The organism is Thermanaeromonas sp. C210 (assembly GCF_013167955.1).
Lineage (GTDB): Bacteria > Bacillota > DSM-521 > Neomoorellales > Neomoorellaceae > UBA12545.
Genome location: NZ_BLWF01000004.1, coordinates 248,343 through 270,378, shown reverse-complemented (window position 1 = coordinate 270,378; position 22,036 = coordinate 248,343). Strand labels below are relative to the sequence as shown.

The 22,036-nt window shown below is 56.8% G+C and carries 26 protein-coding genes; 18 read left to right on the top strand and 8 right to left on the bottom strand.

Translation table 11 applies throughout. The features are described from left to right. Nucleotides 1-20 precede the first annotated feature (20 nt). Together TAMC210_RS11665 and ribH are read left to right on the top strand one after the other, a co-directional pair. Nucleotides 21-1,223, top strand: a complete 1,203-nt coding sequence (locus TAMC210_RS11665; protein ID WP_173299231.1) for a bifunctional 3,4-dihydroxy-2-butanone-4-phosphate synthase/GTP cyclohydrolase II — start codon at nucleotides 21-23, stop codon at nucleotides 1,221-1,223. A 27-nt stretch (nucleotides 1,224-1,250) separates the two neighbouring features. After that, a complete protein-coding gene (gene ribH / locus TAMC210_RS11660; RefSeq protein ID WP_173298972.1) occupies nucleotides 1,251-1,712 on the top strand; it encodes a 6,7-dimethyl-8-ribityllumazine synthase in 462 nt (153 codons plus the stop codon). 47 nt (nucleotides 1,713-1,759) lie between these two features. On the opposite strand, the gene rpmB is transcribed toward ribH, so the two are convergent. Beyond that, nucleotides 1,760-1,948 (bottom strand): 50S ribosomal protein L28, encoded by a 189-nt coding sequence (rpmB, locus tag TAMC210_RS11655; RefSeq protein WP_173298971.1) that lies wholly within the window; start codon nucleotides 1,946-1,948, stop codon nucleotides 1,760-1,762. A 732-nt stretch (nucleotides 1,949-2,680) separates the two neighbouring features. On the opposite strand from rpmB, the gene TAMC210_RS11650 reads away from it, so the two are divergent. From TAMC210_RS11650 to TAMC210_RS11635, 4 genes are all read left to right on the top strand, one after another. Continuing rightward, nucleotides 2,681-2,917 (top strand): DUF1858 domain-containing protein, encoded by a 237-nt coding sequence (locus TAMC210_RS11650; RefSeq protein ID WP_173299230.1) that lies wholly within the window; start codon nucleotides 2,681-2,683, stop codon nucleotides 2,915-2,917. Nucleotides 2,918-2,947: 30 nt separating this feature from the next. Beyond that, nucleotides 2,948-4,990, top strand: a complete 2,043-nt coding sequence (recG, locus tag TAMC210_RS11645) for an ATP-dependent DNA helicase RecG (protein WP_173298970.1) — start codon at nucleotides 2,948-2,950, stop codon at nucleotides 4,988-4,990. Between the two features lie 131 nt (nucleotides 4,991-5,121). Further along, complete coding sequence (locus TAMC210_RS11640) at nucleotides 5,122-5,517, top strand: hypothetical protein (RefSeq protein WP_173298969.1); 396 nt, start codon at nucleotides 5,122-5,124, stop codon at nucleotides 5,515-5,517. Nucleotides 5,518-5,660: 143 nt separating this feature from the next. Continuing rightward, complete coding sequence (locus TAMC210_RS11635) at nucleotides 5,661-6,062, top strand: alpha/beta-type small acid-soluble spore protein (protein ID WP_173298968.1); 402 nt, start codon at nucleotides 5,661-5,663, stop codon at nucleotides 6,060-6,062. Between the two features lie 47 nt (nucleotides 6,063-6,109). Here TAMC210_RS11635 and gpr read toward each other — a convergent pair whose 3' ends face one another. After that, the gene (gpr, locus tag TAMC210_RS11630) at nucleotides 6,110-7,069 is read right to left on the bottom strand and encodes a GPR endopeptidase (RefSeq protein WP_173298967.1); all 960 of its coding nucleotides are present in this window, start codon (nucleotides 7,067-7,069) and stop codon (nucleotides 6,110-6,112) included. 164 nt (nucleotides 7,070-7,233) lie between these two features. On the opposite strand from gpr, the gene TAMC210_RS13770 reads away from it, so the two are divergent. From TAMC210_RS13770 to TAMC210_RS11620, 3 genes are all read left to right on the top strand, one after another. Further along, nucleotides 7,234-7,518: a CC/Se motif family (seleno)protein gene (locus TAMC210_RS13770; protein ID WP_264175371.1), complete on the top strand. Its 285-nt coding sequence runs from the start codon at nucleotides 7,234-7,236 to the stop codon at nucleotides 7,516-7,518. A gap of 26 nt (nucleotides 7,519-7,544) precedes the next feature. Then, a complete protein-coding gene (trxA, locus tag TAMC210_RS11625; RefSeq protein WP_173298966.1) occupies nucleotides 7,545-7,871 on the top strand; it encodes a thioredoxin in 327 nt (108 codons plus the stop codon). Nucleotides 7,872-8,296: 425 nt separating this feature from the next. Beyond that, on the top strand, nucleotides 8,297-9,346 hold the full coding sequence (locus TAMC210_RS11620; protein ID WP_173298965.1) for a molybdopterin-binding protein: 1,050 nt from the start codon (nucleotides 8,297-8,299) through the stop codon (nucleotides 9,344-9,346). Here TAMC210_RS11620 and TAMC210_RS11615 read toward each other — a convergent pair. The 3 genes from TAMC210_RS11615 to iorA are packed head-to-tail and all read right to left on the bottom strand — an operon-like array spanning nucleotide 9,331 to nucleotide 12,931. Next, the gene (locus tag TAMC210_RS11615) at nucleotides 9,331-10,593 is read right to left on the bottom strand and encodes a phenylacetate--CoA ligase family protein (RefSeq protein WP_173298964.1); all 1,263 of its coding nucleotides are present in this window, start codon (nucleotides 10,591-10,593) and stop codon (nucleotides 9,331-9,333) included. The two genes, TAMC210_RS11620 and TAMC210_RS11615, sit on opposite strands and share 16 nt — an antisense overlap. 2 nt (nucleotides 10,594-10,595) lie before the next feature. Continuing rightward, complete coding sequence (locus TAMC210_RS11610; protein ID WP_173298963.1) at nucleotides 10,596-11,177, bottom strand: indolepyruvate oxidoreductase subunit beta; 582 nt, start codon at nucleotides 11,175-11,177, stop codon at nucleotides 10,596-10,598. After that, nucleotides 11,174-12,931 (bottom strand): indolepyruvate ferredoxin oxidoreductase subunit alpha, encoded by a 1,758-nt coding sequence (iorA, locus tag TAMC210_RS11605; protein WP_173298962.1) that lies wholly within the window; start codon nucleotides 12,929-12,931, stop codon nucleotides 11,174-11,176. Before iorA ends, TAMC210_RS11610 begins: the two co-directional genes overlap by 4 nt. A gap of 481 nt (nucleotides 12,932-13,412) precedes the next feature. Between iorA and rsmD the strand changes: the two genes are divergently transcribed. Together rsmD and TAMC210_RS11595 are read left to right on the top strand one after the other, a co-directional pair. Continuing rightward, nucleotides 13,413-13,964, top strand: a complete 552-nt coding sequence (gene rsmD / locus TAMC210_RS11600; protein WP_173298961.1) for a 16S rRNA (guanine(966)-N(2))-methyltransferase RsmD — start codon at nucleotides 13,413-13,415, stop codon at nucleotides 13,962-13,964. A 1-nt stretch (nucleotide 13,965) separates the two neighbouring features. After that, nucleotides 13,966-14,430, top strand: coding sequence for an ATPase (locus TAMC210_RS11595; protein ID WP_173298960.1), 465 nt, complete (start codon nucleotides 13,966-13,968; stop codon nucleotides 14,428-14,430). Here TAMC210_RS11595 and ylbJ read toward each other — a convergent pair. Next, the gene (gene ylbJ / locus TAMC210_RS11590) at nucleotides 14,418-15,617 is read right to left on the bottom strand and encodes a sporulation integral membrane protein YlbJ (RefSeq protein ID WP_173298959.1); all 1,200 of its coding nucleotides are present in this window, start codon (nucleotides 15,615-15,617) and stop codon (nucleotides 14,418-14,420) included. The two genes, TAMC210_RS11595 and ylbJ, sit on opposite strands and share 13 nt — an antisense overlap. A 138-nt stretch (nucleotides 15,618-15,755) precedes the next feature. On the opposite strand from ylbJ, the gene TAMC210_RS11585 reads away from it, so the two are divergent. The 3 genes from TAMC210_RS11585 (at nucleotide 15,756) to rpmF (ending at nucleotide 17,978) form a co-directional block, all read left to right on the top strand. Beyond that, nucleotides 15,756-16,958: an acetate/propionate family kinase gene (locus tag TAMC210_RS11585; protein WP_173298958.1), complete on the top strand. Its 1,203-nt coding sequence runs from the start codon at nucleotides 15,756-15,758 to the stop codon at nucleotides 16,956-16,958. Nucleotides 16,959-17,252: 294 nt separating this feature from the next. Then, nucleotides 17,253-17,789 (top strand): YceD family protein, encoded by a 537-nt coding sequence (locus TAMC210_RS11580; protein ID WP_173298957.1) that lies wholly within the window; start codon nucleotides 17,253-17,255, stop codon nucleotides 17,787-17,789. 3 nt (nucleotides 17,790-17,792) lie between these two features. Then, entirely contained in the window at nucleotides 17,793-17,978 is a 186-nt protein-coding gene (gene rpmF / locus TAMC210_RS11575; RefSeq protein WP_173298956.1) for a 50S ribosomal protein L32, read from the top strand. A 221-nt stretch (nucleotides 17,979-18,199) separates the two neighbouring features. Here rpmF and rd (TAMC210_RS14010) read toward each other — a convergent pair whose 3' ends face one another. Together rd (TAMC210_RS14010) and TAMC210_RS11565 are read right to left on the bottom strand one after the other, a co-directional pair. Then, nucleotides 18,200-18,889: a rubredoxin gene (gene rd, locus TAMC210_RS14010; protein WP_173298955.1), complete on the bottom strand. Its 690-nt coding sequence runs from the start codon at nucleotides 18,887-18,889 to the stop codon at nucleotides 18,200-18,202. Between the two features lie 16 nt (nucleotides 18,890-18,905). Further along, complete coding sequence (locus TAMC210_RS11565; RefSeq protein ID WP_173298954.1) at nucleotides 18,906-20,105, bottom strand: FprA family A-type flavoprotein; 1,200 nt, start codon at nucleotides 20,103-20,105, stop codon at nucleotides 18,906-18,908. A 566-nt stretch (nucleotides 20,106-20,671) separates the two neighbouring features. On the opposite strand from TAMC210_RS11565, the gene TAMC210_RS11560 reads away from it, so the two are divergent. The 4 genes from TAMC210_RS11560 to TAMC210_RS11545 are packed head-to-tail and all read left to right on the top strand — an operon-like array spanning nucleotide 20,672 to nucleotide 21,928. After that, entirely contained in the window at nucleotides 20,672-21,049 is a 378-nt protein-coding gene (locus TAMC210_RS11560; protein WP_173298953.1) for a desulfoferrodoxin, read from the top strand. Nucleotides 21,050-21,086: 37 nt separating this feature from the next. Continuing rightward, nucleotides 21,087-21,248 carry a rubredoxin gene (gene rd / locus TAMC210_RS11555; protein WP_173298952.1) on the top strand — a complete coding sequence of 54 codons (162 nt, stop codon included), beginning with the start codon at nucleotides 21,087-21,089 and terminating at the stop codon, nucleotides 21,246-21,248. A gap of 17 nt (nucleotides 21,249-21,265) precedes the next feature. Further along, nucleotides 21,266-21,406, top strand: coding sequence for a rubredoxin-like domain-containing protein (locus TAMC210_RS11550; protein WP_173298951.1), 141 nt, complete (start codon nucleotides 21,266-21,268; stop codon nucleotides 21,404-21,406). Nucleotides 21,407-21,454: 48 nt separating this feature from the next. Beyond that, nucleotides 21,455-21,928, top strand: a complete 474-nt coding sequence (locus tag TAMC210_RS11545; RefSeq protein WP_173298950.1) for a ferritin-like domain-containing protein — start codon at nucleotides 21,455-21,457, stop codon at nucleotides 21,926-21,928. Nucleotides 21,929-22,036 lie beyond the last annotated feature (108 nt).

The window sequence follows — 22,036 nt, the reverse complement described above, 5'->3', positions numbered from 1 at the left end:
GGGGGAAAAGGTTGTCCGGGATATTCAAGTTTAATACCATTGAGGAAGCTATCGAGGACCTCAAAAAGGGCCAAATGATAGTGGTAGTGGACGACGAAGACCGCGAGAACGAGGGGGATGTAGTGGCGGCGGCCGAAAAAGTTACCCCGGAGATTGTCAATTTCATGGCTACCCATGCCCGGGGCCTGATCTGTGTTCCCATGACCGGACGCCGGCTGGATGAGTTGGGGCTGGAGCTTATGGTCCAGGAGAATACGGACACCCTGGGTACGGCTTTCACCGTCTCCGTGGATGCCGCCGAGGTTACCACGGGGATATCCGCCTATGAAAGGGCCATAACCATCAAAAAGCTCATCGATCCCGAAACCAGGCCGCAGGACTTGCGGCGGCCGGGCCATATTTTCCCCTTGAGGGCACGGGAGGGAGGCGTGTTAAAACGGGCCGGTCATACCGAGGCGGCAGTAGACCTCGCCCGCTTGGCGGGGCTATACCCGGCAGGAGTCATTTGTGAGATCATGAATGATGACGGGACCATGGCCCGGGTACCCCAATTAATGGAATTCTGCCGCTGCCACGGATTAAAAATCATCACCATCGCCGATTTAATCAAATACCGCCGCCGCACAGAGAAACTAATACGACGCGTGGCAGAAACTAATCTGCCGACCCGTTATGGTCATTTTCGGGCTATCGCCTACGAGGATGTCCTGGAAAAGCAGGGTCACCTGGCCTTGGTAAAGGGTGCCGTGGATGACGGGCGGCCGGTATTGGTGCGGGTCCACTCCGAATGCCTGACCGGTGACGTCTTCGGATCCTATCGTTGCGACTGCGGGGAACAGCTGGCTCGGGCCATGACCATGATCGAAGCCGAGGGGCGGGGCGTGCTGCTTTATATGCGGCAGGAAGGAAGGGGTATTGGCCTTTTAAACAAAATAAAGGCCTACAGGCTCCAGGAAGAGGGTAAGGACACCGTTGAAGCCAACGAAGCTCTGGGCTTCCCGGCCGATCTTCGGGATTACGGCATCGGGGCCCAGATACTGGTGGACCTGGGCATCCGGGAACTAAGATTGCTAACCAATAATCCCCGCAAGATAGCGGGTTTAGAAGGCTACGGACTGAAAGTAGTTGAACGGGTCCCGTTGGAAATTCAGCCCAATGGGATTAATCAGCGCTACTTGCAGACTAAGAAGGACAAGCTAGGTCACCTGCTACACATAAGTTAAATCTTGGCGAAATGGAGGTTAAAGGGAGTGCGTACTTTACAAGGGAAACTAACTGCCGAAGGGTTAAAATTCGGCATTGTGGTCAGCCGGTTCAACGAGTTTATTACCAGCCGCTTATTATCCGGCGCCCTGGACGCCCTGGAACGCCACGGTGCTGGGCCCGACGCCATTGATGTCGTTTGGGTACCGGGGGCCTTTGAAATACCCATCACGGCCCAGAAAATGGCACAGCGCGGCTATGATGCCGTCATTTGTCTGGGTGCGGTTATCCGCGGCGCTACCCCGCATTTTGAATACGTGGCCGCCGAAGTGACCAAGGGCATCGCCCAGGTGGCCTTGGGTAGTAACCGTCCGGTCATCTACGGAGTTATTACGGCCGACAACCTGGAGCAGGCTATTGAGAGGGCGGGTACCAAGGCAGGGAACAAGGGTTTTGAGGCCGCCATGGCTGCCATGGAAATGGCTAACTTGTTTAAGGAACTGACGTAGACAAGGGGCCCGGGCCTTTTTCTCGGCCCGGGCCCCGGAGAATGGCCTTACAGGGCACGTTGAACTTTCCCCGAACGCAAGCAACGGGTACAAACATAAATCCGCTGGCGCGTGCCGTTGACAATGGCTTTTACACGCTGGAGGTTGGGCCGCCACTGCCTCTTGGTTTTAATGTTGGAGTGGCTTATCTGGTTGCCAACAACGGCTTTCTTGCCACAAATGCTGCAAACGGCCATGTATTTTCACCCCTCTTAAAAAGTACCACCCGGTTATTTTACCAGAGTTGTTCTCCCCGCGCAAGGGTACTGCCACCTGAGTTATCCCCAGTTTTTGCTGGGAAGGCCTGCTTAGGCTTCAAGCGAGCGACTAAACCCGAGCGGCAGCCAAACTTAGCGAAGCCGAAAGCGGAGGCGGACCCGAGGGCATGGATGCCCGAGGCCGGCAACTGAGGCAGGATGCCGAATTTGCCGGGAAGTCCGCCGGAGCTTGAGGCTGAGTGATAGTTTGGCCTGCGAGGGTTTCCGGAGCGAGCTGAAGCCAAGCAGGCCTAGAAGCCAAACGGGGGATACGCCAGTACTGCCACCTGGCGCATACCCGGTTTCGCTTCTGGGCCTCCTTGACTTTCAGTCGCTCCGGAAACCCTCGCGGGCCAGACCGGCGCCAGGCCTAAAAGATTAAAGCAAACTTCCCAGCGCTTAAGCAGGCCTGCCCTGCAAAAAGCGGGGTTCCTGGCTTCCGTACTTCGGGAGCTGGCCAGAGGCCTCGTGGGATCCCGGCCCTTGGCCCCATCCTTACACTCCGGCGGGTTCAGCCTCACCCTTGGCTTAATTCCTAAGCGAACAGGAGCACGCTTCTAAAGGCAGGAAAGACCCCCTCCTATAGGCACGTGCTAAAGAACAAAATTTAGCAGGAGATAATGGTCACATGACGAAAATAGAAGTAGGGGAAAATTCTAAGGGGTGAGCCGCATGACTGATAGCCCGCAAAAGAAAATTATTTTCCGGAGGATCACTAAGGACCTATCCATTATGGAAGTCCTACAGGCTTATCCCGAGGTGCGACCTGTTTTTTCCCGACATGGTATGGGGTGCCTCACCTGCATGGGGGCCATGGCTGAGACCATTGAAAGCGGAGCCCGCGTTCACGGGATCAAACTGGAGGAACTGCTGGCCGATCTAAATGATGCCATTAAAAACCGATTTTAGGGCAGGAGGCAGGGAAGCTTAACTAGGGCTATGGATAGGCCGGTGGCCGATTTAAAGTACGTGGGGCCCCAGCGCAGGGCAAGGCTGGACAGGCTGGGCATCAGGACCGTTAAGGATTTAATCTATCACTTCCCCCGGCGCTATGAAGACCGCCGCCGGCTTTCTACCCTTGACGGGTTAGTTCCGGGCAGCAGGGTTACGGTATTGGTCACCATAGTGGGGTGGGAAGAAAAGAGTGTACGGCCCCGCCTGACCCTCATGAGGGCTGAGGTGGAAGGTGAAGGCGGGAGGGGATACGCAGTATGGTACAATCAAGCCTATATTAAAAGGCGGCTGCCGCCCGGAAGCCGCGTTCTCCTCACGGGCAAAGTTAGCGTACGCTCCCTTTTGCCCGAGATACAGGTGGATGATTACGAACTTCTAGAGGGAGAATATACGGGGTTGAACACCGGTTATCTGGTCCCCTTTTACCCCTCCTCTGCGGGGCTGACCCAGCGTTGGCACCGGCTGGTGACCTATCAAGCCCTGGCCGAATACCTGCCCCATATTAAGGAAACCCTCCCCTTGGAATGGCGACAGCAGTACCGCCTGGTACCCCTGGCTAAAGCCCTAAGGGATATTCACTTTCCTTCCGAGGAAAAAGCTCTGCACCAGGCCCGGAGAAGGCTGATTTACGAGGAACTGCTAATTTGGGAACTGGCCCTCGCCATGCACCGGCGGAGGACGGCGGGAAGTGAAGGGGGAATTGCCCACAGCCGGGATAACACCCTGGTAAATAAATTTCTCAAGGGCCTTCCCTTCTCCTTGACCCGTGCCCAGGAGCGAGTCTTAGAGGAGATCTTTACCGATATGGAAGCCCCTCGCCCCATGGCCCGCCTCCTGCAGGGTGATGTTGGTTCGGGTAAGACCGTCGTAGCCGCAGCGGCCCTGGTAAAAGCGGCCTCCGGGGGCTGGCAGGGTGCCCTCATGGCGCCCACCGAAGTTTTGGCCGAGCAGCATTTCCTGAACTTCAGGCGCCTGTTGGGTTCCCTGGGCTTATCCGTGGCCCTCTTAACCGGCAGCACCAACCGCAGGGAGAAGGATCGGGTTATCGCAGGGCTGGAGACGGGACAAATATCCGTGGTGGTAGGAACTCACGCCCTCATCCAGGAAAGCGTAAAATTTAAGTCCCTGGGCTTAGCAGTAATCGATGAGCAACACCGCTTTGGCGTGCGCCAGAGGGCCCAGTTGCCGGCCAAGGGAAGGACGCCCGACCTGTTGGTCATGACGGCTACCCCCATTCCGAGGACCCTGGCCCTGGTGGCATACGGCGATCTGGATGTATCCCTCATCGACGAGCTTCCCCCCGGAAGAAAGCCGGTGGCCACTTACGTCCTGACCGGCAGCCAGAGGCGACAGGCTTACCGGCTCGTGGCCAAGGAGGTACAAGCCGGCCGGCAAGCTTATATTATCTGCCCTCTCATTGACGAAAGCGAAACCCAGGAGGCGGCTGCGGCTGCGGCGCGGGCCAGGGAGCTGCAGGAAAGGGTCTTTCCCGCCTTCAAAGTGGGGCTAATTCACGGACGCCTCCGCCCAGCGGAAAAAGAAGAGGTTATGGAACGCTTCCGCCAGGGTGACATTCAAATTCTGGTGGGAACGACGGTTATCGAAGTAGGGGTGGATGTACCCAATGCCACGGTAATAGTAATTGAGGGTGCCGAGCGCTACGGGCTGGCCCAGCTGCACCAGCTTCGGGGGAGGGTAGCCCGCAGCAGCCACCAGGCTTATTGTTTGCTGATTACCGAAAACAACTTAGGGGGGACCGGCCGGCGTTTAAAGGTGCTGGTGGATAACAGCGACGGCTTTGCCATTGCCGAAGCCGACTTACGGCTGCGCGGGCCCGGAGAATTCTTCGGTACCCGCCAGCATGGCTGGCCCGAATTCCGGCTGGCCGAGTTTCCCCGGGATTTGGCGGTGTTAGAGCAGGCGCGAAAGGACGCGCACTTTTTAATCCTGTCGGGATACCTGGATAGGCCGGAATACGCCGAGCTGAAGGCTTTAGCCGAGGAAAAGCTCGCCGCCTGGGAGGTGTGAGAGCGAAGGCCGACGCCGGGGCAATGTTAGCTCCTTGTGGGCTAGAAGGATATCCGCAGCGCATGATCGTCCCCTCTTTAAGACAGACTAGAGTTTGTCAACAGATTTTGTTCAAGGCAGGTGTATAAAGCATGCAGTTAGATAGGGGAGAAAGGGCACTGTTGGTATCTTTTGCCAGCAGTACCAAAGCCCAGGAGGCCATCGATGCCCTGAAGAGGGCGGGCTTCCAAGATGTGCAGTTGGACCGGGTAGGCCGCTTTGGCACCCGTTTCAACGATCGTTACAACAATCCTTTGGCCAACCAGGCCAACACCGTTACCGGTTTGACCCTTTACAGCGAAGATATCCATCCTTCAGTAAAAACCGACACCCGGGCCCTTTTGGGCGCGGACCCGTCGGTGAGCGGTGTGGGCCTGCGCAGTTACGGTGTGGCTGGCAACGAAGGATTTTTGGTGACGATTGTAACTCCTGAGGCTAGGGTTAGGGAAGCCGTAGAGATTGTGGAAAAATATGGTGGAAAGTTATAGCCGGTAGCAATCCGGCTTATTTTTTCTTTTTTTAGTATAAAAGTAGAAGTTTCGCTGACCAAATAATACTAGTTTTATTTGAGCATAAAACCGTCTTCGGGACGCATACTAGAACTAGACTTAAGGAGAAGGAGGTGAAGAAAATGCCGCGCGGAGGTAGGACCAACCGTCTATTGATCCCCCAGGCTCGGGCCCAGATGGAGAGGTTTAAGCAGGAAGTAGCCACTGAGCTGGGGATTTCCAACTACTACGGCTACCTCGGCGATCTCCCCTCCAAGGTTAACGGTTCGGTCGGAGGGCTGATGGTTAAAAAGATGATCGCCGCCTATGAGCAAACGCTGACCGGGACTGCCGCAGGCGGCGGCCTTGGGAGCGATGTGGAACTCGGTGCTGCCCAGCAGGTTACCGGCCGCATCAGCGGACCCAATCCTGCTTTTACTACCGGCGGCCAGAAGTTGAATATCAATGCCCAGCAGTACAACGCCCAGTCGACCGGCTTGGTCGGCGGCCCGGCGGCGGGAGCCGGCGCGGGGACTATGGGCTAAGGAGTTTTCTGCACTAGGGCGGGTTATATTCCCGCCCTTTTTCACGGTTAGTGAAGGGGAAGGGCGGTTCTGGTCTGTAACAACGTGGTATGGAGGCTCTGGTTTAAAGCTGCTCCCACCACCCATGCTAGATTACCGATCAGGTCATCTATCTCCTTGGGGGTAACGGTCAAGTTGCCGCCAAAGGGCTGCAAGATCCTTTGGACAAGTTGCGATCCATCAGCGGCCGGGAAAATTGTTGATCCCGCTTGGGATAAAGCTTCGTAAATTATAATGGCTGCAGGGACCACGGTGGGTATGCCGATGGCCACCACCGGAACCCCCATGGTTTGCCTGTTGATGGCCGTACGCTGTTTGCCGAGCCCAGAGCCGGGACTTATGCCGGTATCGGTTATTTGGATACTGGTGCCGATGCGGCGGAGGTCCGTGGCGGCCAGGGCATCAATGGCTATTACTGCCTTGGGTTGAGTCCGATCCACCACACCGCGGATGATCTCCGCTGTTTCTATACCGGTGGTACCCAAGACGCCCGGAGCCAGGGCACTGACCGGTCGGCTGCCCGGCGGCAGGCTTTGGGGGACATACTTAAATAGGTGACGAGTTACTGTGAAATCCCCTACCACTTTAGGCCCCAGGGAGTCGGGAGTGGCCTGCCAATTACCCAGCCCGACGACCAGGACGGGATCCGTCGGCCCTACTTCCAGGGAGGTCAGGAGGAATGAAAGTTTCTGGGCCAACAGCCGGGCGACGGCTTCATGTGCCGGTGGGTCGGCAACAAGCAAAGAGGGCGCCTCGATGGTAATGTATGTACCTTGGGGTTTGCCTAAAGCCCGGGATCCTGCCTCGTTAAAAATAGTAATAATGGAAACCTGGGCCTCGGGATGGCTTTCTTTTTCTTCCTTAACCCCGGGTACTTCTTGACGCGTAGCACCCCTCAGAAGGGCATGGGCTTCCATGGCCAAGTCGGACGCAACGCCACATATTTGGTAAAACTGGTAACGGTCCAAGAACCTTTTCCCCCTTGAATTTCCTGCAATAGGTTATGCAAAACGAAAAAAAATATACGTGAGCAGGGAAACTTTATTCTCATGTTGAATTATTGTGTAGAGGGCGGTTTATTGACAGCGAAATCAACCTATAGTATAATCTAACATAAAGGGGGGGCAAGGAAATGCGCATTCGGATTTCTCCCAAGGCAGAGGAATACATTAAGGGGAAGACCGGGGTAGTTACTATTAGAATGGTAATGAGCGGCGGCTGAGCCGGTATCACCTATCGCCCTGCCGTGCTTGTAGGTGCTCCGCAGGATATCAGCCGTTATCAGTTAGAGCAAGTGGACGGTCTGCAAGTGTACGTCCAGAAGGGGATTAAGCCCGCTGCTGAGGCAATTAATATTGACCTCATGGGCTTCGGCCCCTTTAAGCAGCTGGTGGTGGACGGCATATCTTTTAACTAGTGTACGTACAAGGAGGCACATATTTTATGGCCGGTCAGGTTATTAACATCGACCAAAAGGAGTTCGAGGCTGAAGTTTTGACGGCGCCCCAGCCGGTGGTGGTTGATTTTTGGGCGGCCTGGTGTGGGCCTTGCCGTATGTTGGCCCCTGTACTTGAACAGCTCGCCGGTGAGTACGACGGCCAGATTAAATTTGTAAAGATAAATGTGGATGAAAACCCGGAAATAGCCTCCAGCTACGGCATTATGAGTATTCCCACCTTGATTGTTTTTAAAGATGGGGAGGAAGCAGGCCGCCTGGTAGGCTACATGCCCAAGGATAAGTTAAAGGAAAACCTCGATTCTCTCCTTTAGGAGGCCGGTTCCGTTGGCGGCAGGCCTTTATCGATGCCGCCCGGTGTGATGGAGCAGCTTACTGCTCTCTACTGCCCTCCCCGGGCCCATTGCCCGGCCGGAGCCATTGTTAGGGAAGAAGAGGGGCCGTTTTTGTGGGACTGGGTTGCCTAGGTTGCGGCCGTTCCTTTCCTTCTGCCAGGTTAATGCTATTCCTTGGATCTGACCTAAAAGGGCGGCGGGCAACTGCCAGAAGGATTTGTCGGCGGAGAAAAACGGCGGAGGGAAGCCACCCAATCGGGTGGCTTTCTCTGTTTTCGGGGAACCTGCTGGTTATTCCTCCTGGGATAGCCTATTCATACCGTTCACGGAGTTAAAATCCTGTTTCATTTAGCAGGCATTAGTTGAGTAATGTCGAATACCGTATTAAACAAGGGGGAATGCCTATGAAAAAGATCAGGGTAGAAGACAGCATCGGCCAAGTTCTGGCCCATGATCTCACCAAGATAGTTCCCGGCCAATTTAAAGGCCGTCGCTTTAAAAAGGGGCATATCATCCGACCGGAGGATGTCCCCGAGCTTTTACAGATGGGTAAGGAGCATCTTTATGTCCTGGAGCTCGGGCCTGACGACATCCACGAGGACGAGGCAGCCCTCAGACTTGCCCGGGCCGCCCTGGCCGTGGGTAACCACGGGATAGAGCTCACCGAGCCCAAGGAAGGGAAGGTGAGCCTGGTAGCCCGCCGGGCGGGCTTGCTTAAGGTAAATCTCCCCGCTCTTCAGGAGGTCAACCAAGTCGGAGAGGTAATTTTGGCTACCCTGCACAACAATTATCCGGTGCGGGAGGGGCAAGTGGTAGCCGGAACCCGCCTCATCCCCCTGGTAACTAAAAGGGATGTCATAGAGAGGATTGAGGGGATTTGCCGGGAAGCAGAAGGAATTCTTAAGGTGGTGGCCTATCGGCCCATGAGGGCGGGGCTTATCACCACCGGAAGCGAGGTTTATAAAGGCCGTATAAAGGACGCCTTCGGCCCCGTAGTCCGGGCCAAGGTGGCTCAGTACGGATCCCAGGTAGTGGAGGAAAGGATTGTGCCCGATGATGCGGAAATTATCAGCCGTTCCATCCTTGAAATGGCCGGGCATAAATTAGATTTAATCCTCTTAACCGGAGGTATGTCCGTAGACCCGGACGATGTTACTCCCGCGGGGATCCGCATGAGCGGGGCGGAGGTAATTACTTACGGCGCCCCTGTCTTACCCGGCGCCATGTTCATGCTGGCCTATCTAGATAATATCCCCCTGGTGGGGCTGCCGGGCTGCGTCATGTATTACCGCGCCACGATTTTCGATCTCGTGTTGGCCCGGATTCTAACCGGCGAGCGCCTGACCAGGGGGGATATTGCCGGCATGGCGGCCGGGGGTCTCTGCCTTGAATGTTCTGAGTGCCGCTACCCGGCCTGCCCCTTCGGTAAAGGCGGCTATTATCCCTCCCGGTAGTCCAAAACGCGCCGCGTCTTTTTCTCACTGCGCGGCAGGCTCCCCTGGGGCACGGCAGTCACCCGCGCCGTCACGCCTATTTTCGTTTTAATATAATGGCGGCAACGGTCGGCCACCGCGGCTGCATTGGCGCCGGGCTCGCACTCCACGACGATTTCTATGTCGTCTTTTCCCTGGTTCCGGCGCAGGATGATTTGGTACTCGCTGCTGGCCCCGGGAGTGAGGTATAAGATGTGGTCCACTTGGCCCGGGTAAATATTAACTCCCTTCACCTTTACCATATCGTCGGTCCGTCCCAAAATGCGGTCCATAAGGGGGAAGGGGGAGCCGCAGGAGCAGGCCTCCCTCTTAAGCCTGGTAAGGTCGTGGGTGCGGTAGCGGAGGAGGGGCGCTCCCTCCTTCGTCAGGGTGGTGATGACGAGTTCTCCTTGTTCCCCCGGGGGCAGCTGTTTGCCGGTGGCCGGGTCGATGATTTCCAGCAATAAGTGGTCCGTCCACATGTGGATACCTTCATGGGCCGGACAGTCTATACCGATGCCGGGGCCGTAGATTTCGGTAAGCCCGTAGATATCAAAGGTATCAATCTTCAGGATTTCTTCAATGCGCTGCCGCATTTTTTCGCCCCAGCGTTCTGAACCGAAAATACCCAGGCGCAGGTGGAGCTTCGGCTGCAAACCGCGCCGAGCCACTTCCTCGGCCAGAAGCAGGGCATAGGAGGCGGTGGCCACCAGCACCGTGGTTTTCAAGTCCTCCATCATCTCCAGTTGCTTTTCGGTGTTGCCGGCGCCGGTGGGAATGGCCATGGCTCCCAGCCTTTCTACTCCCGCCTGAAAGCCGATGCCCGCCGTCCACAACCCGTACCCCGGAGTAATCTGTACCCTGTCCCGGGGTTCAACCCCGGCCGTTCGGAAGCAGCGGGCCACCATTTCTGCCCATAGGGCCACGTCTCCGGCGGTATAGGGAATAATTATGGGTTTGCCCGTGGTTCCCGAGGAAGAATGGATGCGGACGATTTGTTCTTCGGCGACTGCTGCCAGGCCCAGGGGATAGGCATCCCGCAGCTCGTGCTTGTCGGTAAAGGGAACGCGGGCCAGGTCCTCCAGAGTCCGCACCTCTTCGGGTTGCACCCCGGCGGCCTTTAGCTTATCCCGGTAAAAGGGAGAATGATGGTAGAGGTGTTGTATAAAGGCGGGTAGCTTTTGCTCTTGTTCCCTGTAAAGGGCCTCATAGTCAAAATAGCGGCTCATTTCTACAGTCCCTCCATTGCCTGCCGGCCTAAGGCGAAGGCGTGCCGGTTTATGGTCTGCACTTGGGGAGGTAATAGCTTGAGGGCGGCCTTTAGAAGCTCATCGGCCGCGAGGGGCAGATCCAGGCGGGAAAGGGCGCCCAGCATAACCATATTGAGGGCCTTTATACTTCCCGCCTCCCGGGCCAGGGCAGCAGCGTCCAGGAAACAGGGGCGCTCAATGGCCTCCTCAAGAAAGCGAAGAACGGCACCCACATCATAGGAAGAAGTACCGAGGGATACCGAAACGGGGATAACGGGCGAGGTGGCAATAACGGCCCGGCCGCCTCTACGCAGCCAGGCTATATGGCGGGCTCCCTCTGCCGGCTCGCAGGCCACCAGTATGTCCGCCGTACCCTGGGGTATCAGGGGCCCGTAGTCGGATACTCCTATCCTTACGTAGCTGGCCACCGCTCCTTCCCGCTGGGCCATGCCGATGGTTTCGGCTGTGCGTACCGACAGGCCCGCATTAAGGGCGGCTTCGGCCAGGGCCCGGGAAGCCAGTATAATCCCTTGCCCTCCCACGCCGGCAATGACGATATTCATTTCCGCACCTCCCGAATGGCTCCTGCAGGGCAGATTTGAGCGCACAGGCTGCAACCGTTGCACGTAGGGCCGATGTTTATATGGTCGTCCTTCCAGGACATGGCCGGGCATCCCAGTTCCTTCAGGCAGAACCCGCAACCGGTACAGAGGGAAGGATCTACGGTACAGCACCGTTCGGAAGATGTTACCTGAGGGCAGGGCCGGCGGAGCAGAACGAGGGAAGGCCCCGGTTCGGCGAGGGCCTGGGAAGCGGCCTGGATGGTCGCTTCCAGGTGGTAGGGATCGGCTTCCAAGACACAGGTGATCCCGCAAGCCCGGGCTATGGCCTTGATATCCAAAGACATACCGGGATGGGGCTGGTGACCGGTCATGGCCGTGGTGCCATTATCCAGGACGGCCATTGTAACAGGGGCTTTATGGTGGGCTATGTTGGCCAGGGCCGGTAGACCGGCATGGAAGAAGGTGGAGTCACCGATAAAGGCCACGACCCGGCGTTGGGGCTCTATCCGGGCGAGACCTTGGGCGAGTCCCAGGCTCGCCCCCATGCAGAGACAGGTGTCCAGGGCCCTGAGGGGAGGAGCAGCTCCCAAAGTATAACATCCGATATCCCCCGAAAAAATCACCTCTTGGCCTCGGGCTGCCCGCTTAAAGGCGTAAAAGGATCCCCGGTGAGGACAGCCGGCGCACAGGGTGGGAGCCCTCTGGGGCAACTCCGGAGGGGTTAGGGCGGCCGGTGGGGTCGATTTCACCCCCAGAAAACGCGCCAGGGCCGCGCGCACGATGTCTACGTTAAATTCCCCCGTGCGGGGCAGATAATCATCATGCTTCCCCGAGATGTGGCAGGGGATGAGCTGGCGCCACGCCAGGTGGATGACCTGCTCTTCCACAACCGGTTCCTGTTCCTCTACGATGAGGACCTGATCCAGGTGGGCCAGGAATTCCACTACTTTTTCCTGGGGTAGAGGGTAAGGGGTCCCGATTTTTAACAGAGACAGCTTGACACCTAACTGTTCCATCGCTTCTACCACGTAGCCGTAGGAAACTCCGCTGGTGATCACCCCCGTCCGGCCTTCCAGGGTTGCCGTATTAAAGGGGGAATCGTTAAAAAGAAGCCGGGCCCTGGCCTCCTGCTCAACTAACCAGCGGTGCTTGCGGGCGGATAACGAGGGAAGGATAACCCACTCGGGGCTTCTGGTGAACCCGGGAACAGGACGGGGAGGAAGGATGGTTCCCACTTCCACATCCTGGCAGGAATGGCAGCAGCGAGTGGTCGGGCGGAGGATCACCGGCAGCCCCAGTTCTTCCGATAGGGTAAAAGCATACTTGGTCATGGCATAGGCTTCGGCCGGTGAGGAGGGGTCCAGGACCGGCAGCCCGGCAAAGCGAGCAAACAGCCGCGTATCCTGCTCCGTCTGGGAGCTATGGGGGCCCGGGTCGTCGGCTACCACCAGGACCAGACCGCCCCTGACGCCGATATAGGCCAGGCTCATGACTGCGTCGGACGCCACGTTGAGGCCCATTTGTTTCATGGAAACTATAGCGCGGCCGCCGGCATAGGCCGCACCGGCTGCCAGCTCTACGGCTACCTTTTCATTGACCGACCATTCGGCGTAGAAGCCCACCTCGGGAGCATGGCGGGCCAGGGTCGCGAAGACCTCGGAGGCGGGGGTGCCGGGGTAGGAAGTGGCCACATTGATCCCGGCTTCCATGGCCCCCCGGGCAATGGCTTCATTCCCCATGAGCAACATTTTCATGGACCGTTTTCTCCCCTCACAAAAATAAAGGCCGGGCAGGAGCCCGGCGCCTGTTCTCTCTGCCGTTTCTCTACTCGGCTAAGCTCCCCTCTTCTCGCTCTCCGTACCCGTACGGCTATAAGGGGTTGTTATTACTCTATGGTTACTATACAAGTATATCACATAAAATGGGCCGGGTATAGAGGTGACCGCCAGAAGAGCAAAAAAAGACCGCCCCTTTTGGGGCGGTACGAGTCGGGGCCGCCGGTGGGTAGCCGGCGGCCTGGGAGAGGAGAAACCGGAGGAAGAGCTCATGGGGGAGGGTTAAAGAAATAACCCTAAGCTCTTCTGGTAAATTGAATTTACCAGTATATATTATGGGGCTGTCCGCGCTTATTTATACATAGGGCGCGAAAAATTTTTTCTTTCAAGGCAAACCAAGGCAGAAAAAAGGGAAAAAGGTCTATAGTTGTGTTATAATACGCCCAGGGATCAATCAATCATGGTACGCATTATTTCCGGTACGGCGCGCGGCAGGCGACTCAAGGTGCCGCCGGGGAGGAGCACTCGGCCCACTTCCGAGCGCCTGCGGGAGGCCCTTTTTAATATTTTACAGGTCGAGGGAAAGTCATTCCTGGATGTGTTCGCGGGCTCCGGAGCCGTGGGCATTGAGGCCTTGAGCAGGGGAGCCCTTAGGGCGGCCTTTATTGAAAAGGATCCCCTGGCTTTGAAGGCCTTAAGGGACAACTTACGGCTGACCGGCTTTGACAATCGGGCTCAGGTACTACCCCTGGACGTGCTGCAGGCCGCCGACCGGTTGGTGAAGAAGAGGGAACGGTTTGATTTTATTTTTTTGGACCCGCCTTACGGCCAGGGCTTAGGGGAAAGGGTGTTACCCCTCTTTATCCCTTTATTGGCCGAAGGTGGCTGGATGGTTTTAGAAATTGGGAGGAAAGAAGTTGTTCCCAGCGTAAGGGGAATTGCTTTGCGGGAGAGCCGGCGGTACGGGGATTCCCTTTTAAACCTTTACCAAAAAGAGCATGGGGGTAGCTAGAGTGAAGGTAATGGAGGTTATCGAGGAACTGGAAAGGATATTGGAGAAGGCGCCGCGCATACCCTTTACAGACCGTGTTTTCGTAGACGGGGACCTGATCCTGGATTATCTGGACCGGCTGAGGACCTTGCTACCTGAAGAACTCCGACAGGCCCAGTGGATCCGGCAGGAAAAGGACCGCCTCCTGGAGGAGGCCAGGAAGCAGGCGGAACAGCTGGTGGCGGAGGCGGAACAGAGGGCCCAACTCCTGGCCCAGGAGACGGAAATCGTGAGGCAGGCCCGGGCCCAGGCAGGGGAAATTACGGCTAAAGCCCGCCGTACGGCGGCCGAGCTTAAGGCGGGTGCCGTGGCCTATGCCGACGAGGTATTGCGAAGCCTCGAAGGGCATTTGGCCGATGTTCTGACCCGGGTCAGGCAGGGATTGCAGGAATTGGAAAACCACCGTCCTCCTTCTCAAGACCAGTAGTTTTTCGGACGGCGTAAGAGGGCGTAAACCAACAGTCCCAGGGCGGTGAGGGAAATAAAGAACATAAGGGCGAGTAAAGGGAAACCGGTATAATAAATCCATAGAGCATGCCACGACCCGGCGGCAGAAGAGAAGGGCGCCTTTAGCAGATTGACCACCGGTTGTGCCGGGCCGTAGAAAAAGAGTACCAGCTTTGACGCCAGGACGCCGTGAAGGAGGCGGGCCCCGATAAAGGGACTGAGGCGCAGGTCCGTACCGCTGATCATGGCTGCTACCTGGGCGTGGACCGACAGGCCGGCCCAGCCGAGGATGAAGCTGATGGCGGCCAGTCGGGCGGGAAGGGTTAGGGGTAGTTCGCCGGCCGTCTTTGTTCCTATGGTCATTTCCAGCATCCCCGCCGCCACGGCAGATGTGCTTTGAGTATCAAGGCCGACTAACCGCAGGAAGGGTACCAGGGCCTTTTCCAGCCAGCGGGTAACCCCGGTGAGCTGGGCTAGGCGGATAACGACGGCGAAGAGGACGATAAATCCCCCGATGGCCAGGAGTACCTGAAAGGAGCGGGTGACGGCGTCGCTCAACAGTTGTCCAAAGGGGCGGCCGTCCCTCCGCTGGGCCTCCAGGAGGGCTTGCCAGGCCCGACGGGGCAGACGCCGGAGAGGAGTGCCTGCCATGGGGCTGGATCCCTCGCGCCGCCGGTAGAAGCGGAAAAGGATCCCCAGGCTGAGGTTGGCGGCATAGTGGGCAGCGGCTATGATGGGACCCAGCTGGGGGTCGTGCAACATGCCTACCGCCACCGCCCCCAACATGAAGAGGGGGCTGGCATTGTTGGTGAAGCAGATTAATCTTTCTCCTTCTGCGGGCGTGAGCAGGCCCTGGCTTCTGAGCTGGGCCGTCAGGAGGGCGCTTAAGGGGGCGCCGGAAGTGTAGCCCATGAGGACGACAAAGGCAGCACTTCCCGGCACGTTGAAGAGGGGCCGCATAAAGGGTTCCAGGAAGACGCCTAAGAAATGCACTATGCCCAGCCCCATAAGAAGTTGGGAAAGGACGAAAAAGGGTAGCAGAGCCGGGACTACAATTTCCCACCACGCCTCCAGGCCGCCCAGGGCCGCCTGGAAGGCCTGGAGGGGATGCAGAATAATGAGGAACAAAACTAAAAGGACGGGAATGGCCCCGACGGTCGCCGACAAGGTCGAACCGTGCCTGGAAGGCGGCAGGTCTAAACACCTCCACCGGAAGGCCCTAGCTCTCTTCCCCATAATATATACGGAGGCGAGGAGAGTTTTAGACCGGGGCTTATCAACCTATGACTGAAGGGAGAGGTCGGCATGAAAATTTTGGTCCTTAACTGCGGGAGCTCTTCGGTAAAGTACCAGATCTTTGATATGGCCCAGGAGAAATCCCTGGCCAGGGGGCTGCTGGAGAGAATCGGTCTCCAGGGCTCCCTTCTCACCCACCGGCCGGCAGGGAAGGATAAGCTGGTCAAGGAAGTAGAAGCGCCTGACCATGAAAAGGCCATTAGGCACTGCCTGGAAGCCTTAACGGATCCGGAATACGGGGTAATAAAGGATTTCGGAGAAATCCAAGGGGTGGGCCACCGGGTGGCCCATGGAGGGGCTTTCCCCGGGTCGGTTTTGTTGGATTCCGATACCAAAGCCCGTATTGCCGAGCTGGTGGCCCTGGCGCCTTTACATAACGGCCCGGCCCTGCGCGGAATCTCCGCCTGTGAAACTCTGCTGCCGGGTGTACCCCAGGCGGCATGCTTTGATACCGCCTTCCACCAGAGTATGCCCGATTACGCCTATACTTACAGCCTCCCCTATGAATTAGCTGCAAAATACCAGATCCGGCGCTACGGCTTTCACGGGACTTCCCATAAATACGTGGCCTTGAGGGCCGCTACCCTGGCCGGTCGTCCCTTTAAGGAGTTAAAGATCATTACCTGCCACCTGGGAAATGGTTCCAGTATTGCAGCCATAAAAGACGGCCAATCTTATGATACGAGTATGGGCTTTACTCCCCTTGCCGGATTGACCATGGGCACCCGGTGCGGGGACATCGACCCGGCTGTAGTGACATTCCTCATGGAGAAGGAAGGGTATGGGCCCAAGGAGGTGGAAGATGTACTGAACAGGCGCTCTGGAGTTCTGGGCATCTCGGGAGTTAGCAGCGACTTCCGGGATATTGAGGCAGCCATGGACGACGGGAATCCTAGGGCACGCCTCGCCTGGAACGTTTTCGTCCATGGGGTGCGCAAGTATATAGGAGCCTATACGGCCGTCCTGGGCGGCCTCGATATCCTGGTCTTTACCGCCGGCCTGGGCGAAAACTCTCCCCGCGCCAGGGAGGCCATCTGTCGGGGCTTTGAGTACTTGGGCCTGAGCATCGATCCCGGAAAGAACGACGTGCGGGGAGAAGAACGGGAGATCACGGCTGCCGGTGCCAGGGTGCGGACTTTTGTGATACCCACTAACGAAGAGTTGATGATCGCCCGGGACACCCAAGCCCTCATACAGGGCCAAAAGGCCTGAGGTATCCCCACTGTTGAGCCTGGGCCTGTCTGGCTTTCGCTCGCTCCAGAAACCCTCGCGGGCCAAACTACCACTCAGCCTCAGAGCTGGAGGCGGGGTTCCTGGCTTATTCGGCTTCCATGCCTCAGGAGCCGGCCTCGGCTTTCGGCTTCGTGAAGTTTGGCAGCCGCTCGGGTTTAGTCGCTTGCTTTCAAGCCGAGGCAGGCCTCTTCCCCAGAAAGTGGGGATAACTCAGCCAAAAGGCCCGTTGACAGGTAAAAATCCCTTTCGCTATAATGAGCGGGGTGAAGATGGGTGCTAGTGGAAGTGGGCGAACTGAAGGTCAAGCGGGGCAACCGGGTGGAATTCGACCGGCGGGAGACGTGGCCCCAATTGGATGCGGGTGGGGAGAGTATCCCCTTGACCGAGCCGGTACGGGTGGTGGGGGAAATTACCAATACGGGCAAATTCCTTTATCTTCAAGGAAAGGCTTACACCACCGTGCGGTTAAGATGTTGCCGCTGTCTGGAACCCTACACGTGGCCTTTAGAGGTTTCGGTGGAAGAGGAGTACTGCACTCCAAATGTGTTTGCGTCCCTCCCCGAGGATGACGAGGCGAGGGATGAGGTGCGAGTCTATGAAGGGGACAGTATCGATATTGCTCCAGCAGTACGCGAAGCCTTCATCCTCGCTCTTCCCATGAAATGGCTTTGCCGGGAGGAATGTCTGGGCTTGTGCCCTGTTTGCGGTCAGAACTTGAATGAGCGGGACTGCAATTGTCGGGTAGAGGAGATCGACCCGCGGATGGCGGTTCTCGCGGAGCTGCTGTCGCCGGAGAGAAGGGAGGTTTAGAAGTTGGGCGTACCGAAAAGAAGGGTTTCCAGGGCTCGGAAGAATAAGCGGCGCTCGGCGTGGGCTAAAATGGTGCCCCCTACTCTGGTGGAATGCCCCCAGTGCCATGAGCTTAAGCAGGTACACCGGGCTTGTCCCAAATGCGGCTACTATAAAGGACGGGAAGTGCTGAAGGTAGCCGAAGAGTAGAAGGAAAGTAACATAAAGAAGCGCGGCCGACCCCTTATCCCTAGGAGGGATAGGGGGCCGGCTTTTTATAAGGGAACTTGTTACCCCGGGGACTTTCCTCCTTTCGAAGGAGGGCCGGCATTCCTGCTCCCGGCAGGTCCGCAGGCGGCATTTCGGGAGTTTCCGCCAGAGAAGGCCCGGTACTACGGCATGAAGCCTGGGCATCCGGAAGGCGGCTGACGCTAGACTTTCTCAAAGGCTTCCTTCCCGGCGCCGCATATGGGGCAGACCCAGTTGCCCGGCAGGTCTTCATAGGGCGTACCCGGGGCAATACCGCGCTCCGGATCGCCCTGGGCCGGGTCATAGATATAATTGCAGATGGTGCACCGATACCTTGGCGTACCGGCGCCCGAAAGGGGTTCTACGTGGGAGGCCACAAAGGTGGGCGCCGTTTTCGGTGTCGTGCCGCGTTTGATCTGGTGGTAGTAAGCGTAGGTCATGGGCTCACCCCTGCGCAGGACCGCCGCATCCGTCAGGGAACCGATAAATATGCTGTGGGTCCCGGCGTCCACCGTCTGGACAACTTCGGCTTCCAGGTAGGCCAGGGTTTCCTCCGGTATGTACGGCAATCCTTTCCCGGTCAGCTTGTAATTTAACCCGGCCAATTTATCTACCTCGCGGCCGGATTTAAAGCCGAACCGGCCGATGAGGGAGAGGGGGGCTTCTTTAGCCAGCACGGAGACGGCAAAAATCTTCCCGGCGGTGATAAACTCGTGGGTAAGGTTTTGCTTGTTGATGCTGACGGCAACCGTCGGCGGTGTAGAGGAAATCTGGAACACGGTATTGGCGACCTGGCCGTTAAAGCGTTCCCCCTTCTTGGCCGTCACGATATACAGTCCGTAAGAGATGGTGTGAAGAGCCTTGGTATCCAAAATGATCCCTCCCCGGTTAATCTTTAATCCTGGCCGCTAGTTCTCGCCCAAGTTGGTAGCAGAGCTGCAGGTCCTCGGGTTTTGGTACCCACTTGACCGTGGGCCCCGGCTCGACAAAAAGCTCGATTTTGGCGGCCTTCAGGCGCTCCTCTAAAATCTTCTGGGCACCACCACCCCAGCCGTAAGCCCCAAAGGCCAGTCCGATTTTATTTTTCGGCCTCAAACCCACCAGATCGTCTAGGAGGGGCGAGACCACGGGTAGGATGTCGTTGTTGATGGTCGGCGAGCCCACCAGAAGGGCCCGGGCATCTAGAAGCTCTTTAATAATATCGTTGCGGTCTGATAAGGAGAGTTTGAAGAGCCGGGCGTCGCATCCCCCAGAAACCAGGCCGTCAAGGAGGGCATAGGCCATCCTTTCGGTACTCAACCACATGGTATCGTAAGCGATGACGGCCTTGGCCGCACCTTGGCCCTCGGCCCACCGGGCATAGGCGTTAAGAATGCGCCCAGGATCCCGGCGCCAGATAATGCCGTGGCTGGGAGCGATAGTTTTAATCTCCAGGTTCATTTTTTGGATTTCTTCCAGCTTTTTGGTAATCAAACTACTAAAAGGCATCAGAATGTTGGCGTAATATTTGGCCGCTTCGTCCATAACTATTCCCAAATCAACCTGGTCGTCAAAGCGGGCACTGCTGGCGATATGCTGGCCGAAGGCGTCGTTGGGCATGAGAAGGGATTCTTCGGGGACGTAGGTAAACATGCTGTCGGGCCAGTGGAGCATGGGCGCTTCAATGAACAGCAGGGAGCGTTTGCCCAGGGTGATCCTCGTTCCGGTTTTGACGATGGTATACTGGAAGTCAAGGTGGGGATAGCGGTCCTTAAGGCTTTCATACCCGCGTTGGGTACAAAGGACATGGGCTGTGGGGCACAGGTTCATGATGGCCGGAAAAGCACCGGCGTGATCGTTTTCCGTATGATTGACCACAAGGTACTCTATTTTGACGGGGTCCTGGATCTTTTTCAGTTTGGCAATTAATTCCTCCTGGAAGGGCTCGTAGACCGTGTCCACCAGGGCAGTTTTTTCATCGACGATATAATAGGCATTATATGTAGTGCCCCGGTGGGTGGAAAAAGCCGGACCGTGGAAATGGCGGATATTCCAATCGATAGCGCCCACCCAGTAAATACCTTCCGCGATGGCAAGGGGATGGTTCATGGCTTCAAGTCTCCTTTAGAAGTTATGATATTTTGTAATTTCACCCGGCGCCGATCTTCCGGGCGAAGATCGTCGAGGTTGTAAAATTCGACGGCCGGTTACTTTCGAGCGCGGGCCCTGAAGACCTGAAAGGTTAGTGTATACTTCTATGAGATTGCGGATATTGCGACCCAATTTTACCTTAACCAAAGTTAGGGAGTCAAGGCGGTTTCCACCTCTAAACCGGGGTGGGTTAACTCCCCCCTCGCGTCAATGCCCTTCGGGTCCACGACACGCGGTGTATCCGGGGCTTCGTTTCGTCTGACCGATGATTCTTAGGGCCAGGCCCGGGCTTTCTTTAGCCCGGGCCCTGTTGCGTAATTTAGACCGGTTTGCTCTCCCGGTCTGCTCAAGTAGCTCAGGTTACGACCTAAGATAATCCACGTAAAAACAGGGCGCAGGGGACAAGTTAGAGGTGCTGGGGAATATCTCCACTGGCCGTAAAAATTTTTTCGGCCGGCAGGAAATAGGTCGGCCACGACGAATAATTACTGCCAATAATAATCTTTACTGAAGGAGCGTTAATGATGACGGCAATAGGCCAGGTTTACAGGTGCAGCGTTTGCGGCAATATGGTCGAGGTCCTGCATACCGGTGTCGGGACTCTGGTCTGCTGCGGTAAGCCCATGGAGTTAATGGGCGAGAACACCGTAGATGCCAGCAAGGAAAAGCATGTCCCCGTGGTTACCTGGGTTGACGGCGGTCTCAAAGTTACCGTGGGCAGTGTCCCCCATCCGATGGAGGACAAGCATTACATAGAGTGGATCGAGCTCAGGGCCGGTGGCCGGGTATGGCGGCAGCAACTGGCGCCCGGCGATCCTCCCGAGGCAGTTTTTTATGGAGCTACCGGGGACGCCACGGCCCGAGCCTATTGCAACCTGCACGGTCTCTGGAAGGGGGATTAAGTAAATATCGATAATCGCTTCAGGAAGGAGTAAGAGCATGGAAAAATATATCTGCACGGTATGCGGGTACGTCTACAATCCCAGTCAAGGAGACCCGGAAAACGGCATCCCTGCGGGAACACCCTTCAGCGACTTACCGGAAGAGTGGGTCTGTCCCCTCTGCAGTGCCGACAAAGAAATGTTTGAGCCCGAAGCCTAAAGGGAGGTACATAAATTATGAACAAGTGGCGGTGTTCTGTGTGCGGCTATGCCTTTGAAGGCGAAGTCCCTCCGGAAAAATGTCCTTCCTGTCGGTCGGCCTGCAGTTTCGTGGATGCCAACTGCTATATACCCGAGTGCGGGGGTGGAGCCTCGTAGTCCTGGCTGGGTAAGGGGACCAATATCATACCGCAAAAGAGGTGGCTTATGTTCCGCGCCAGTGAAGTATTTGCCTTTGCCCGGGCTATGGAGGAAAAGGGGCGGGCCTTTTATCAGGCCATGGCCGACGGCGCCCGGGACGACAAGGTCCGCAGGCTTTTCGAGCGTTTGGCCTTAGAGGAAGCCCGGCATATACGGGATTTTGATGAGCTGGCCTCCACGGCAGCTCCTTACGATCCGCCGGAGTCCTACCCGGGAGAGTATGAGGCCTACATGCAGGCTCTGGTGGATAGTAATATTTTTCCTAAGGATATACAACCCGAGGCTCTGGCGGGGCAGATTGGCAGTGATAAAGAAGCCCTGAATTTTGCCATCCAATTGGAAAAGGAAGCCCTACTCTTTTTCAGCGGCTTAAAGAATCTCGTGTCCTTGACCGAAACTTCCCTGATTGACGAGTTGTTACGCCAGGAAAGGCGCCACCTGTGCGAGCTGCATAGCGCCCTGGAGGAGGTACAGCCCTAAAAGGGATCATCCGAAATCCGGCCCAATACATTGGGGGAGTAGAGATAGGGAGATACGTTGACTGTCTCGTTAAGCGCATACTGGGTAAGCTTGGAAAGGAGCAAAACC